A 13,097-nucleotide genomic window follows, 5' to 3' on the forward strand; every position below is an offset into this window, starting at 1 on the left:
CCATCTTGCACGAGCAAGGCCGTATCGCAACGAGAATGCGGTGTCTGGAAGTTCCCTTAAATCAATTGGCCTGCGCCGCTTCGCTGGCAAGCAGGGCTGGGGCCGGGCCGCCTGCAGGCTGACCTTCACGCTATACCCCCGGCTTGTCGCCCCACAATATCTTGTGCAACTGCACCTGCACCCTGACCGGCAGCTTGTCTGCCAGCACCCACTCGGCCAGGTCCCTGGGCGGCAGCGACTCCCACACCGGGCTGAAAATCACCGGGCACAGCGTGAACAGCTGGTTGTCCTGCAGCAGGTCCCGCGCCCATTCGTAGTCGTGCCGGTGCACCAGCACCAGCTTGAGTTCATCGCGCGCCGTCAGGTGCTGCAGATTGGCCCACAGGTTCTTTTCCACCTCGCCAGAGCCTGGCGTCTTGATATCAACGATACGCGACACGCGCGGGTCTACCGTTTCTATCGGCAGGTGGCCGCTGGTTTCCAGGCTGACCGAAAAACCGGCATCGCACAGCTGCGTCAGCAGCGCGTGGCAGCCGGCCTGGGCCAAGGGCTCGCCCCCGGTGACGCAGACATAAGGCGTGCCGTGCTGCGCCACTTCTTCCAGTATGGCGGCCAGGCTCATGCGTTTGCCGCCATGGAAGGCATAGGCGCTATCGCAGTAGCCACAGCGCAAGGGGCAGCCGGTCAGGCGCACGAAGACCGTGGGCAGGCCCAGCCGGCTGGTTTCGCCCTGCAGCGAGTAGAAGATTTCGGTAATGCGTAGGGAGCTAGACATCCTGTACCCAGAAAAGCCAACGGCATGGGCGGCCGCCCATGCCGTATTGCAACTGGCTGAATTATCTCAGAAATCCCCCCGGACGCGAAGCTTGCCTGTGCGCTTCTGACGACTGCGCGAAAACCCCTGCCTGATACAGGTGGTAACCCCCGTATCCATCGCTGTCCGCCGCGCTGTCCTCAGTTACCCGCGCTGACGCTGCCTATGCCAGACACCGTCTTGCTTACCTTGGCGGGCTTGCCGTAGTAGGTCAGCGAACCGATACCATCAACAGCGGCAGTCAGCGACTCGCTGGCGTAGACACTGATAGCCCCCACGCCTTCCAGGCTGACGCTGACGTCGCGTGCCTTGAGGGCATCCAGGTCCAGCGCGCCGGCACCAGACGCCTGCACGGACAGCTTGCCTACCCGGCCGGTAGCAGTGACCAGGCCAGCACCTTCGTACTCCAGGCTGAACTGCTCGCTGTTGATGTCGTGGAATATCGTCTTGCCGGCGCCTTCATGGCTGTAGGCCGTCAGCTTGGGTACCGTCACCTCGATGCGCAGCTTGCTGTCGTCCTTCAGGTGCACGGTCTGCTTGCCATCCTTGAAGCGGATATGCAGCTGCTTGTTCTGCACCACGGTCTCGATCAGCGGCTGCAGGTTGTCGTCGGCCTTGACCTTGACCGAAGGCGCGGGGCCGACCTTCACATCGAGTATCCAGACACCATCGCTGCGGATGGACTGGAAGTCGGTCACCGGTCGTTGCTGCTCCACCACGCGGCCACTGCCGCGCACTTCTTCGGCCAGTACCGGGGTGATCAGGGCAAGGGCAATCAAGGCTGCAGGCATTTGCATGGCGGTCTCCTAGTTAGCATACTAATTAGTATGTTACTAATCCGGTGTAATTGCAAACCACCCAGCCTACTGACCCAGGCTAGCCGTGGTGCATTGGATCACGGGCCATACGCTCCCAGCTAGGCCAGTCTATCTCCCTGCCCGGATAGGCCACCGCGGCAAAAGGCCAACACGCCGCCAGCCACGGCTGCAATGCCTGCAAAACCTGCTGCGCATCGATATCCGACTGCAATGAAGATAGCCAGAAAAACAACTGCGCCTGAAAACGCGTCTTCCTGAGGTCGCCATCCAACCTGGACTTGATCGGCCTGATATAGACACAGCCAAGATAGCGCTCCCCGCAGGGGTCGAGCATGGCGTAGGCAAATGCCTTGCGCTGCTGGAACTCCACCTCGTGGCGCGCAAGATCGGCCAGGTTCTCCGCGTATTCCATGTCCGCATCAGGCCAGCCGTTGGCTGGGCCGAAAACATACCGGATATCGCCAGCGCTGGCCCTTACTGCGGCCAGATCCTGTTCGACGTATCGGGGTGCCAACACCTGTAACTGAAAATGCTCGCCGTGCCATTCAAGCGGTGGTGTAAAGCTGTCAGGAACAAAGCTCATTGAACTCCCTTCAGCATCAAGCTGAGCGCCTTAAAACCCAGCCAGCTTCAACCCACCCACCAAGGGCTTGCCCTTCTTGGCCCGCTTGCCCACATAGGGCGCCAGGTCGTTGGCGTCGAAGGTCAGGCTCATGCTCTTGCCGCCACGGCCGGTGCCGTTCAGCGTCAGGCTCTTGCCATCGCTGATGGTGATGGCCGCCAGCTTATCACCCTCGTCCAGTGCCATGGCGATCATGCCGCGCCCGCCGCCCGACAGCGCCTTGAGCTCAGCCAGGGGGAAGGCATGCAGGCGGGCCGATACCGACAGGCAGCAGACCAGGTTACCCTCGGCCGGGCTGAAGGTGGCGATCTTCAGCAGCTCTTCCCCGTCATCCAGCGACAGGAAGGCCTTGCCAGCCTTCTGCCGGGTCAGCAGATCCTTGAACTCGCAGTGGAAGGCATAGCCGTTGGCGCCGGCGATCAACAAGGCCTGCTCCGGCCGCGCCGCCAGCAACTGCACGATGCGGCTCTTGGCTGCCAGGTCGATCACCGAAGCCACCGGCACCCCGTCACCGCGCCCGCCCGGCAGATTGCCCGCCAGCAGGTTGTAGACCCGGCCATCCGAGCCAAACAGCGCCACCGTATCGACCGAGCGGCACTCCAGCGCCGCCAGCAAGCTGTCGCCTTCCTTGAAGGTCAGGTTCTGGATCTCTAGGCCATGGCCGTTGCGGCTGCGTATCCAGCCTTTTTGCGAGACGATGACGGTCAACGGCTCATCCACCACGGCCACCGTGATGCTGGCCTTCTCGGTGGCTTCAATCAAGGTGCGGCGGTCATCGCCAAAAGCCTTGGCGTCGTCGCGTATCTCCTTGACGATCAGTTTCTGCATGGCCGATTCATTGCCCAGCAGATGCTCCAGGCCGGCCTTCTCGTCACGCAGCTTGGCCAGTTCCTGCTCGATCTTGATACCTTCAAGCCGGGCCAGCTGGCGCAGGCGGATTTCCAGGATATCGTCGGCCTGCCGCTCGCTGAGCTGGAAGGCCTGCATCAGGGCCGACTTGGGCTCATCGCTCTCGCGGATGATGCGAATCACCTCGTCGATATTGAGGTAGACCACCATGCGGCCTTCCAGGATATGGATGCGGTCATCCACCTGCCCCAGGCGGTGCGCGGTGCGGCGGCGCACGGTGGCAAAGCGGTACTGCACCCACTCCGCCAGCAGCTGCTTCAGCGATTTCTGCTGCGGCCGGCCATCAATGCCTATGGCCACCAGGTTGATGGACGAACTGCCCTCCAGACTGGTGTGGGTCAGCAGCATGTTGGCGAACTCGTCCGGGCTCTGGGTCCGCGACTTGGGTTCGAACACCAGCCGCACGGCCACGTCCTTGCCCGATTCATCGCGCACGGTATCGAGCTGGCTCAGCAGCAATTGCTTGAGCTGCACCTGCTCCTGGGTCAGTGCCTTCTTGCCCTTCTTGATCTTGGGGTTGGTCAGGTCCTCTATCTCTTCCAGCACCCGCTGCGACGAGGTATTGGGCGGCAGCTCGGTCACCACCAACTGCCACTGGCCGCGTGCCAGTTCCTCTATCTTCCAGCGTGCCCGCACCGCCAGGCTGCCACGGCCGCCCTCATAGGCTGTGCGTATCTGCTCGCGGCTGGAGATGATCTGGCCGCCACCAGGAAAATCCGGCCCCTGGATATGGTCCAGCAGCTCGTCCAGGCTGATCTGCGGCCGCTGTATCAGCGCCACTGCTGCATCGGCCACCTCGCGCAGATTGTGCGGCGGCATTTCGGTGGCCATGCCCACGGCGATACCCGATGCGCCGTTCAGCAGCAACATGGGCAGGCGGGCCGGCAGCAGCTTGGGCTCTTCGAATGCGCCATCGTAGTTGGGCACGAAGTCGGCGGTGCCCATATCGATTTCCGACAGCAGCAGCTCGGCGATCTTGGTCAAGCGCGCTTCGGTGTAGCGCATGGCCGCAGCGCCGTCGCCATCGCGCGAGCCGAAGTTGCCCTGGCCGTCCACCAACGGATAGCGCAGGGAGAAATTCTGCGCCAGCCGCACCATGGCGTCATAGGCCGAGGTATCGCCGTGCGGATGGTACTTACCCAGCACCTCACCCACCACCCGGGCCGATTTCACCGGCTTGGCCGTGGCACCCAGGCCCATCTCGTGCATGGCGTAGAGGATGCGGCGCTGCACCGGCTTCTGCCCATCGCAGACATCCGGCAGGGCACGCCCCTTCACCACCGAGACGGCATATTCCAGGTAGGCCCGCTCGGCATAGCGCCCCAGCGGCACGCTGTCGGCGCCAGCAAAGTCGGTCAGGCTGGGAGGCGGTGGCAGATCATTGCTGCCGGGCTCCGCAGCGACTGCCTCGGGCAGTTCGTCTTCCGGTTCATCGAGTGGCAGGTCTGGGATATCGGTCATGGTGCTTACGGCTAAGAGGGTTCGGGCGGGCGGATGATGGCACGACGCAGGGGGCCAGGACAAATGAGGGCCGCAAAAAAAGGCAACGCCAGGCCAGCCTGACAACAGGCGGCAGAGGGCAGGCAAACCTGCTATGCCAATAGGGCCATCACCAGCTGGAGTCTACATCATGCGCCTTGTCCCCCTACTGCTCATGCTGGCCGGCCTGACGGCCCAGGCGGCCGAGACGCTGCACATTGCCACTGCCGAATACCTGGGCTACGCCGAACCCAGCGGCAATGGCTACTACCTGGATCTGTTGCGCAAGATCTACCCGGCACCGGATTACCAGCTGAAGATCAGCTTCGTACCCTATGAAAGGGCGCGGGTGATGCTGGAGTCCGGCTCGGCCGACATCCTACCCAGCACCAGCCACTCACAGCGCAACAAGATGCCGCTGTCGGCCCAGATGACCGATATGGATGTGGTGGATGCCGCCGTGCAGGCTAGCCGCTTTCCCGCCTGGCAGGGCAAGGCCTCGCTGGCCGGCATGCGGGTGGGCGCGCAGATAGGCTATGCCTTTACCGAATACGCGCCAGACATACGCATGGACTACCAGGAGAAGACTTCGCTGTCCGCCATGCTGGAGATGCTGGCCGCCAACCGGCTGGATGTGGTGCTCGACTACGAGGCCGAGATGAAACCGCTGCTGGCCAAGCAGTCCAGGCAGGTCGGCATCGTGATCAAGCCAGCGGTACTGACCAAGCCCCTGTATTTCGGCTTTGTCGATAAGCCACGCGGCAAACAGCTCAAGGCCCGCTTTGATGCCGAGCTGACCAAGCTCAAGCAATCGGGTGAGCTAAAGCGCTTGTTCATGGCCTACCCCAGCAACAACCCGAATGCGTTTCCCCCTTGATGGGCGGGCCTTGCACAGCCTCCAGAAACAACAAGGCCGCCCCTTGGGCGGCCTTGTCGCGATAGCACCAACGGGTGCTTAGCGCGGCGCTTATTCCTTGGCCTTCAGTGCTTCGACCAGGTCGATGTACTTTTGCTTAGCAGCGTCTTGCTCGGTGCCGGCCAGTTCAGCCCAGGCGTTGTACTTGGCGGCGCCGACAAAGTCGAACATGGAAGGCTTGTCGCCCTTCACATCGCCTTCACTGGCTTGCTTGAACAGCGCGTACAGCTTGAGCTTGACCGAATTGTCAGGGGCTTCGGAGAGCTTGGTGACGTCTTCGGCGGCTTGCTTGAAGTTTGCATCGATATCGGACATGGCGTATTCCTCACTAATTCAGGGGTTCTGGTCGTGCTCGGGTCGGGGTCCATGGACCCTGTTAGAAGCTTGGCGTGCGTTTCACGCTGCGCCCGGTTCGGTATAGGCCAGTCGGCCACCGACCAGGGTATGGCGGACTCTACCACGCATCTCCATCCCGACAAACGGTGTGTGCTTGCCACTGCTGAGCAGCGTTTCCGGCATGACACGCCATGTTGCATGCGGATCATACAGACACAGGTCGGCCGGAGCGCCTACGGCAATACGTCCGGCATCCAGGCCCAGCAGCTCGGCCGGGCCGCTGGTGATGCGGGCCAGCGCCTGTGCCAGGGGCACCCGCTTCTGCTCGGCCCAGGCCAGCACCAGCGGCAACAGCAGCTCCAGCCCGCTGGCACCGGGTTTGGCCTCGCCAAACGGCAGCAGCTTGTCGTCGTTGCCCACCGGGCTATGGTCAGAACAGATGGCGCTGATGGTGCCATCGAGCAGGGCATGCTGGATGGCATCGCGGTCGGTCACCCCGCGCAGGGGCGGGCTCAGGCGCATATTGCTGTCGAAGTAACCGATATCGATATCGGCCAGATGCACATGGTTGATGCTGACATCGGCCGTCAGCTTGAGGCCGTAGTTACGGGCGGCGGCGATCATCTCCAGGCCTTCGCGGGTGGATACACGCTCCAGGTGCACGCTGGCGCCGCTGTCCTTCATCAGGATCACGATGGTGGAAATGGCGACCGTCTCGGCCACCGAGGGAATGGCCGGCAGGCCCAACCGGGTGGCGACCTGGCCATCATGGGCCACGCCGCCGGAGGCCAGCCGCACATCTTGCGGCCGCAGGCGCAGGGTGATGCCATAGGTGGCGGCATACTGCATGGCGCGGTAGAGCACGCGGGTATCGGCCAACGGCGCATCGGCCTGGCTAAACGAGACGCAGCCGGCATCGCGCAGCTTGGCAAATTCAGTCAGCTCCGAGCCCGCCAGTCCTCGGGTCAGCGCGCCCAGCGGCAGCACCTTGGCCAGGCCCAGGCCATCGGCCCGCTGGCGCAGCATCTGCACCAGGCCGGGCTCATCCAGCGCCGGATGGGTGTCGGGCATGGCGCACAGCGTGGTCACCCCACCGGCCACCGCGGCACGCAACTCGCTCTGCAGCTTGTTCTTGTGCTCGCCTCCCGGCTCGCCCAGGCGGGCAGCCAGGTCGATCAGGCCCGGTATCACGGTCAGGCCTGCCGCATCCAGGGTCTGGTCGGCCACATGGCCGGCCGGGGCCTCGCCGATGCCTGCGATGCGGCCATCGGCCAGGTAGAGGTCGGCGACCGTCTCATGGCCGCTGGCCGGGTCCAACAGGCGGCCGTTCTGTATCAGGGTAATCATGCGCGGGCCTCCGACAAGATGCTCATCACGGCCATGCGTACCGCGATACCGAAAGTGACTTGATCCAGGATGACGCTCTGCTTGCCATCCGCCACGGCGGAATCAATCTCCACGCCACGGTTCATGGGGCCAGGATGCATCACGATGGCATCGGGCTGGGCCAGCGCCAGCTTCTCGCGGCTGAGGCCGTAGAACTGGTTGAACTCGTTGGCCGAGGGCAGCAGGGCGCCGTTCATGCGCTCGTTCTGCAAACGCAGGGCGATCACCACGTCCACGCCCTTGAGGCCTTCCTTCAGGTCGTGGAACACCCGCACGCCCAGCTGCTCCACATCTCGCGGCAGCAGGGTCTTGGGGCCGATCACCCTGACCTCGGGGCAGCCCAGGGTGGTCAGCGCATGGATCTGCGAGCGGGCTACCCGTGAATGCAGGATATCGCCGACGATGGCCACGGTGAGGTTGCGGAAGTCGCCCTTGAAATGGCGGATGGTGTACATGTCCAGCAGGGCCTGGGTGGGGTGGGCATGGCGGCCGTCACCGGCGTTCACCACGGCCACGCCCGGCCGCACATGCTTGGCGATCAGGAAGGGCGCACCCGATTCGGCGTGCCGCACCACAAACATGTCGGCGCCCATGGCCTCAAGATTGTGGATGGTATCGAGCAGGGTCTCGCCCTTGGCCGTGGAGCTGGCCTGGATATTGAGGCTGTGTACATCGGCGCTGAGGCGCTTCTGGGCGATCTCGAAGGTGGTACGGGTGCGCGTGGAGTTCTCGAAGAACAGGTTGAACACGCTCTTGCCGGCCAGGTCGCTGTGCTTCTTCTCGCCGGCATCGCCCGCTGCCACATAGCCGGCGGCACGGTCCAGTATCTGGTGCAGGATGCGCGCCGGCAGCGATTCGGTGCTGAGCAGGTGTATCAGCTCGCCGTGGCTGTTCAGTTGGGGGTTATACATCGGTCGATGCCTTTCAGATGACGGTCGCTGCACTGTGTTTCTCGAATACGAAACTGGGCCGCTTGGAATAGTCGAGATGCTCGTAGAACTTGTGGGCCTCGGTACGGTGGACGCCGGAACCCAGCCTGATGCGGCCGCCGCCCAGCTGCGCCACTACCCAGTGTTCGACCTGCGCCAGCAGCTTTCGTCCCACGCCCTGGCCCTGGCACGCCGGATCTACCGTCAACACATAGACCTCGGCATAGCCATCGCTGGCGGTCTGGCACACCTGGGCCACATGCACCCACCCCACCACCCGGCCTTGCCAGTCCGCCACGAACACCGCATGCGGCAATCCTTGCGCCAGGCGTGCCAGCCGGCGCTGCATGGTGGCGGCATCAGCGGGGGCGTAGTCCAGGGCCGTCAGCAACTGGCCCATGGCAGCCGCGTCATCCATCATATAGGGGCGTATCAGCACGTCCATTCAGGCCCCCTGCTGATCAAACCATACCTGCAGGATGCGCATGGCTGCCACCTGGTCCAGCGCGGCCTTGCGCTTCTTGCCAAAGGTCTGGGCCTCGCTCAGCAGCTCCTCGGCCTCGACCGAGGTCAGGCGCTCGTCCACCAGTGCCACCGGCAGGTTGAAGCGGCCATTCAGGCGGTTGGCGAAAGTGCGTGCCAGCCGGCTCATGTCGTGTTCGGTGCCATCCAGATGGCTGGGCAGGCCCACCACCAGCTGGCTGGGCTGCCATTCGGCGATCAGCTTGGCGATGGCGGCAAACTTGTCGTCGTTGCTGGCACCGGTGATGGTGGTCAGCGGCGATGCCAGGCACAGCTCGGTACTGCCGCCGGCGACACCGATGCGGACTTCGCCAAAATCGAAAGCGAGTACGTAGCCGGCCATGGGCTCAGGCGTGGCCGGCCGTGTCGGACAGCATGGCCATGTCTATGCCCAGCAGGCCCAGGGCCGCTTCATAGCGTTGCTCCGACGGCAGACTGAAGATCACCTCGATATCGGCATCGACCGTCAGCCAGGCATTCTGGCCCAGCTCGCTCTCCAATTGGCCGGCTTCCCAGCCGGCGTAGCCCAGCGAGATGAACATGCGATCCGGCCCACCCCCCTCGCCCATGGCCAACAGCACGTCCTTGGAGGTGGTCAGGCCCAGCTCATCCTCCACCGCCAGGGTGGATTGCCAGTTGCCCAGCGGCTGGTGCAGCACAAAGCCCCGGTCGGTCTGGACCGGCCCGCCGAAATAGACTTCCTGCTCGGCCACGTCCTCGCGGCGGAGCTCGATGTCTACCTGCTGGAACAGGGTGCGCATATTCATGCCCAGGGGGCGATTGACGATGACACCCATGGCGCCCTGGTCGTTATGGTCGCAGACGAACACCAACGACTTGGCGAAGATGGGGTCGGCCATGGCGGGCATGGCGATAAGAAATTGGCGGCTCAGATTCATGGCTTCCATGCGGCGAATTATCGCATACCCGCACCACACTTGCCCGTGCGGCAAACAGCCCGTTCTTGAAATCCCGCCCCTGCGCATTGGGCACCCTGACCGCTGCGCGCCCCGTCCGCCCGCTGCGGGCCATGTTTCACGTGAAATAACGGCAGGACACAGCTGCAAGCAAGCTGCATTATCCCTACAATTGCATTAGACATAATATTGACAAAACACATGAAACCCTACACTACCGCCCTGCTCTGGCTGCGCCGCGATCTGCGGCTGGATGACCAGGCCGCGCTATACCACGCACTGAAGGCCGCCGAGCAAGTGCAGCCGGTATTCGTGTTCGACCGCGCCATCCTGGACGCCTTGCCCAGGCAGGATCGCCGGGTGGAATTCATCTGGGAAACCCTGGCCGCGCTCAAGGCCGAGCTGCAGGCGCTGGGCAGCGATGTGCTGGTACGCCATGCCGTGGCCGCGGAGGAAATCCCCCGCCTGGCACAGGAGCTTGGGGCCCAGGCCGTCTACACCAATGCCGATTACGAACCCGCCGCCCTGGCGCGCGATGCCCAGGTCGCCGCCGCCCTGGCGGCGGACGGCATAGATTTCCATAGCAGCAAGGATCAGGTGATCTTCGAGCGTGACGAGGTGCTGACCCAGGCGGGTCGGTTCTTCACCGTATTTACCCCCTACAAGAACGCCTGGCTGAAAAAGCTGGACCCGTTCTACCTGCAGTCCTACCCGGTCGCCCGCTACCTGCCGGCGCTGCGCCGCTGCCCTGCCGAGCCGCTGCCGGCCTTGTCGCAACTGGGATTCGAGCGCAGCAATCTGCAGCAGATAGGCATCAAGACCGGCGCAGCGGGCGCCTCGCAGTTGTTCGAGGATTTCCACGACCGCATCGACAACTACAAGGTTGCGCGCGACTACCCCGGCATCAAGGGGGTGTCCTATCTGTCGGTACACCTGCGATTTGGCACGGTATCGGTACGGCGGCTGGCCAGCCATGCCTGGCAGCGCGGCACCGCCGGCAGCCTGTGCTGGCTGAACGAACTGATCTGGCGCGATTTCTACCAGCAGATACTGTGGCACCGCCCCGATGTGGTGAGCCACGCCTTCAAGCCCGAATACGCGCAACTGACCTTTCCCAACGACCCCGCGCTATACGCCGCCTGGTGCGAGGGCCGTACCGGCTACCCCATCGTCGATGCCGCCATGCGCCAGCTCAACCAGACCGGCTTCATGCACAACCGCCTGCGCATGGTGGCCGCCAGTTTTCTGGTCAAGGATCTGCTGATCGACTGGCGCTGGGGCGAGCGCTACTTTGCCGAAAAATTGATCGATTTCGACCTGGCCGCCAACAACGGCGGCTGGCAATGGGCCGCCAGCACCGGCTGTGATGCCCAGCCCTATTTCCGCATCTTCAACCCCGTCAGCCAGTCAGAGCGCTTCGACCCGGAAGGCCGGTTCATCCGTCGCTATGTGCCTGAGCTGGCCCGGTTGCCGACCGATGCCCTGCACGCCCCCTGGCAGGCCAAACCCTTGGTGTTGGCAGGGGCGGGCATACGGCTGGGGCAGGACTACCCGGAACCGGTAGTCGATCACGCCACCCAGCGCGCCCTGGCGCTGGCGCTGTTCAAGCGGACTGGCTAGGCAATATCCCAGCGCATCTCATGCTGCAGGGCGACCGAGGTGGCGCCCAGCTTAAGCAGCAACTGCACCGACGGGCTATCGGCATCGAGATTGTTGAAATACAGCGGTTTATCGCTACGGGCTGCCGCGCTGGCGATCAGTGCTTGTCCCAGGCCCTGCCGGCGGTAGCCGGGGTGGACGGCGAACAGCGGCAGCTCGCCGCTGATGGGATTGAGCAGCGCCAGCGCTTGCAGCTGGCCCTGGCCATACAGGCCCACCCGCTCGAACCGCTGCGGGCTGGCGGCCAGCGCCCGCACGCTGTTTTGCCAGGCGGGCTCAGCAGCTAACCAGCCCAGGCAGCCTACCGGCCAGTCATTACTGGCTTCCACCACCAAGGTCATGGCCTCGGGCAGGGCCAGCGGGGGCCGGGCCTGCAGTTGCAGGCAGTCAAACTGCCGGCTCAGGGCAAAGCCCGTGGCTGTGTAGCTGCGCCGGGCGGCCGTGTTCTCTGCCAGCACTTCCAGCAGGGCTTGCTGCACCCCCTGTTCACGCCAACGTGGTGCCAGCCAGGCAAACAGCCGCTGACTCAACCTTTGGCCACGCGCCTCGGGCAGCACACCGCTGGCGGTATCGTAAGCCGTACGGCGGCCTTGCCAGTCGCCCTGGCAGATAAAGTGAAAACCGATCAAGCGCCCACCGGCAAACACCCCACCCGACAAGCCGGGCACATAGCCGCGCCGTTGCAGCATGGTGTGCAGGCCGGCTTCGTCCAGCTGCATGGGCAGCAGGTAATCGGCAAAAGCCGCAGCAAAAGCCTGGTAGAGCTGCGCCAGCGGCACCCCTTCCAGGCTGGCAAAGTGCCAGTCCTTCATTCCTGCCCCGCCGGAGGAAAGCGTCGGTTCAGCCATACCCGTATGCCATGCCAGACCGCTTCCTTGTTGGTCTCGTTCAGCAGTTCATGGCGGCCCTTGTCGAACAGGGTCACCACCACATCGCGCAGGCCGATGCGCAGGTAGCGCTCAGACAGCTGGCGGCAGCCGCGCCCGCCCATGCTGACCGGATCATGGGTGCCGGCCAGCAGCATCACCGACATCTTGGCTGGCAGGGTGGAGCCACCGGCTTCCCGGTTCTCCATATCGACTATGGCCGCGAACAGGTCAGACCACAGCCTGGGGCTGCAATCAAAACCACACATCGGGTCGGCAATATAGGCATCCACCACGGCCGGGTCGCGGCTCAGCCAGTCGAACGGCGTGCGCGCCGGCCGAAAGCGCAGGTTGAACGTGCCAAACACCAGCTTGCCCATGAAGGCCGAGGGCTGATCCATGCCCTTGCGGCCTTTCCAGCGGGCGATCCGGCCCATCCAGCGCGCCAGCGGCGCCTGCCTGAAACCGGTGGCCGAGAGTATCAGGCCATCGATCAGGCCCGGTCGGGTCAACAGCAGGGAACGGGCGATAAAGGAGCCCATGCTGTGGCCCAGCAGCACCACCGGCAGACCGGGATGCTGCTGGCGGGCATAGGCGATCAGCTCCATCAGATCGGCCACCACCCGACGAAACCCGTCGTGATCGGCAAAATGCCCAAGCTTGCCGTTTTGTACGCTGCCGCCGTGGCCACGATGGTCCAGCGCCCACACATCGCAATCGTGCTCGTTCAGGAACTCGGCAAAGGCATCGTAGCGCGCAGCATGCTCGGCCATGCCATGGGAGATCACCACGATGATGCGAGGCTCACGCCCGGCCCAGTGGTAGCGCGCCAAGGTAGCGCCATCGCTGGCGGTAAAGGTGTCTCTTGTCATATTGATGGTCATGGCGAACAGGCTGCAGGCAGGATGGCAAAACGCGCAGCAT

14 protein-coding genes are annotated in these 13,097 nt (G+C 63.8%); 2 read left to right on the top strand and 12 right to left on the bottom strand.

What is annotated here, in order from left to right:
• Window positions 1–130: 130 nt before the first annotated feature.
• From queE to parC, 4 genes are all read right to left on the bottom strand, one after another.
• Window positions 131–775, bottom strand: a complete 645-nt coding sequence (gene queE / locus QWZ03_RS17005; protein WP_284195478.1) for a 7-carboxy-7-deazaguanine synthase QueE — start codon at window positions 773–775, stop codon at window positions 131–133.
• 179 nt (window positions 776–954) lie between these two features.
• On the bottom strand, window positions 955–1,611 hold the full coding sequence (locus tag QWZ03_RS17010) for a head GIN domain-containing protein (RefSeq protein WP_290333809.1): 657 nt from the start codon (window positions 1,609–1,611) through the stop codon (window positions 955–957).
• Window positions 1,612–1,690: 79 nt separating this feature from the next.
• The gene (locus QWZ03_RS17015) at window positions 1,691–2,215 is read right to left on the bottom strand and encodes a hypothetical protein (protein WP_290333810.1); all 525 of its coding nucleotides are present in this window, start codon (window positions 2,213–2,215) and stop codon (window positions 1,691–1,693) included.
• Between the two features lie 30 nt (window positions 2,216–2,245).
• Window positions 2,246–4,624 (bottom strand): DNA topoisomerase IV subunit A, encoded by a 2,379-nt coding sequence (gene parC / locus QWZ03_RS17020; protein ID WP_290333811.1) that lies wholly within the window; start codon window positions 4,622–4,624, stop codon window positions 2,246–2,248.
• Between the two features lie 169 nt (window positions 4,625–4,793).
• On the opposite strand from parC, the gene QWZ03_RS17025 reads away from it, so the two are divergent.
• Complete coding sequence (locus QWZ03_RS17025; RefSeq protein ID WP_290333813.1) at window positions 4,794–5,519, top strand: substrate-binding periplasmic protein; 726 nt, start codon at window positions 4,794–4,796, stop codon at window positions 5,517–5,519.
• A 90-nt stretch (window positions 5,520–5,609) separates the two neighbouring features.
• Here the strand turns inward: QWZ03_RS17025 and QWZ03_RS17030 are convergent, their stop codons facing one another.
• The 6 genes from QWZ03_RS17030 to QWZ03_RS17055 form a co-directional block, all read right to left on the bottom strand.
• Window positions 5,610–5,873, bottom strand: a complete 264-nt coding sequence (locus QWZ03_RS17030) for an acyl-CoA-binding protein (protein ID WP_284195482.1) — start codon at window positions 5,871–5,873, stop codon at window positions 5,610–5,612.
• An 81-nt stretch (window positions 5,874–5,954) separates the two neighbouring features.
• Complete coding sequence (locus QWZ03_RS17035; protein WP_290333814.1) at window positions 5,955–7,241, bottom strand: dihydroorotase; 1,287 nt, start codon at window positions 7,239–7,241, stop codon at window positions 5,955–5,957.
• Window positions 7,238–8,191, bottom strand: a complete 954-nt coding sequence (locus tag QWZ03_RS17040; protein WP_284195484.1) for an aspartate carbamoyltransferase catalytic subunit — start codon at window positions 8,189–8,191, stop codon at window positions 7,238–7,240. The genes QWZ03_RS17035 and QWZ03_RS17040 overlap by 4 nt, the downstream gene beginning before the upstream one ends.
• 13 nt (window positions 8,192–8,204) lie before the next feature.
• Window positions 8,205–8,654 carry a GNAT family N-acetyltransferase gene (locus QWZ03_RS17045; RefSeq protein ID WP_290333815.1) on the bottom strand — a complete coding sequence of 150 codons (450 nt, stop codon included), beginning with the start codon at window positions 8,652–8,654 and terminating at the stop codon, window positions 8,205–8,207.
• Complete coding sequence (gene ruvX / locus QWZ03_RS17050; protein WP_284195486.1) at window positions 8,655–9,074, bottom strand: Holliday junction resolvase RuvX; 420 nt, start codon at window positions 9,072–9,074, stop codon at window positions 8,655–8,657.
• 4 nt (window positions 9,075–9,078) lie between these two features.
• A complete protein-coding gene (locus QWZ03_RS17055; RefSeq protein ID WP_368860125.1) occupies window positions 9,079–9,630 on the bottom strand; it encodes a YqgE/AlgH family protein in 552 nt (183 codons plus the stop codon).
• A gap of 219 nt (window positions 9,631–9,849) precedes the next feature.
• On the opposite strand from QWZ03_RS17055, the gene QWZ03_RS17060 reads away from it, so the two are divergent.
• Entirely contained in the window at window positions 9,850–11,268 is a 1,419-nt protein-coding gene (locus QWZ03_RS17060; protein ID WP_290333816.1) for a cryptochrome/photolyase family protein, read from the top strand.
• Here the strand turns inward: QWZ03_RS17060 and QWZ03_RS17065 are convergent.
• Entirely contained in the window at window positions 11,265–12,119 is an 855-nt protein-coding gene (locus QWZ03_RS17065) for a GNAT family N-acetyltransferase (RefSeq protein ID WP_290333817.1), read from the bottom strand. The genes QWZ03_RS17060 and QWZ03_RS17065 overlap by 4 nt on opposite strands.
• Window positions 12,116–13,057: an alpha/beta hydrolase gene (locus tag QWZ03_RS17070; protein ID WP_290333818.1), complete on the bottom strand. Its 942-nt coding sequence runs from the start codon at window positions 13,055–13,057 to the stop codon at window positions 12,116–12,118. The genes QWZ03_RS17065 and QWZ03_RS17070 overlap by 4 nt, the downstream gene beginning before the upstream one ends.
• Between the last annotated feature and the right edge of the window lie 40 nt (window positions 13,058–13,097).

Source organism: Chitinimonas viridis (genome assembly GCF_030409555.1).
Lineage (GTDB): Bacteria > Pseudomonadota > Gammaproteobacteria > Burkholderiales > Chitinimonadaceae > Chitinimonas > Chitinimonas viridis.

Excerpts from the sequence above, each read along its gene's own strand:
- queE (WP_284195478.1), bottom strand. The coding sequence starts at position 775 with ATGTCTAGCTCCCTACGCATTACCGAAATCTTCTACTCGCTGCAGGGC.
- QWZ03_RS17010 (WP_290333809.1), bottom strand. The coding sequence starts at position 1,611 with ATGCAAATGCCTGCAGCCTTGATTGCCCTTGCCCTGATCACCCCGGTA.
- QWZ03_RS17015 (WP_290333810.1), bottom strand. The coding sequence starts at position 2,215 with ATGAGCTTTGTTCCTGACAGCTTTACACCACCGCTTGAATGGCACGGC.
- parC (WP_290333811.1), bottom strand. The coding sequence starts at position 4,624 with ATGACCGATATCCCAGACCTGCCACTCGATGAACCGGAAGACGAACTG.
- QWZ03_RS17025 (WP_290333813.1), top strand. The coding sequence starts at position 4,794 with ATGCGCCTTGTCCCCCTACTGCTCATGCTGGCCGGCCTGACGGCCCAG.
- QWZ03_RS17030 (WP_284195482.1), bottom strand. The coding sequence starts at position 5,873 with ATGTCCGATATCGATGCAAACTTCAAGCAAGCCGCCGAAGACGTCACC.
- QWZ03_RS17035 (WP_290333814.1), bottom strand. The coding sequence starts at position 7,241 with ATGATTACCCTGATACAGAACGGCCGCCTGTTGGACCCGGCCAGCGGC.
- QWZ03_RS17040 (WP_284195484.1), bottom strand. The coding sequence starts at position 8,191 with ATGTATAACCCCCAACTGAACAGCCACGGCGAGCTGATACACCTGCTC.
- QWZ03_RS17045 (WP_290333815.1), bottom strand. The coding sequence starts at position 8,654 with ATGGACGTGCTGATACGCCCCTATATGATGGATGACGCGGCTGCCATG.
- ruvX (WP_284195486.1), bottom strand. The coding sequence starts at position 9,074 with ATGGCCGGCTACGTACTCGCTTTCGATTTTGGCGAAGTCCGCATCGGT.
- QWZ03_RS17055 (WP_368860125.1), bottom strand. The coding sequence starts at position 9,630 with ATGAATCTGAGCCGCCAATTTCTTATCGCCATGCCCGCCATGGCCGAC.
- QWZ03_RS17060 (WP_290333816.1), top strand. The coding sequence starts at position 9,850 with ATGAAACCCTACACTACCGCCCTGCTCTGGCTGCGCCGCGATCTGCGG.
- QWZ03_RS17065 (WP_290333817.1), bottom strand. The coding sequence starts at position 12,119 with ATGAAGGACTGGCACTTTGCCAGCCTGGAAGGGGTGCCGCTGGCGCAG.
- QWZ03_RS17070 (WP_290333818.1), bottom strand. The coding sequence starts at position 13,057 with ATGACCATCAATATGACAAGAGACACCTTTACCGCCAGCGATGGCGCT.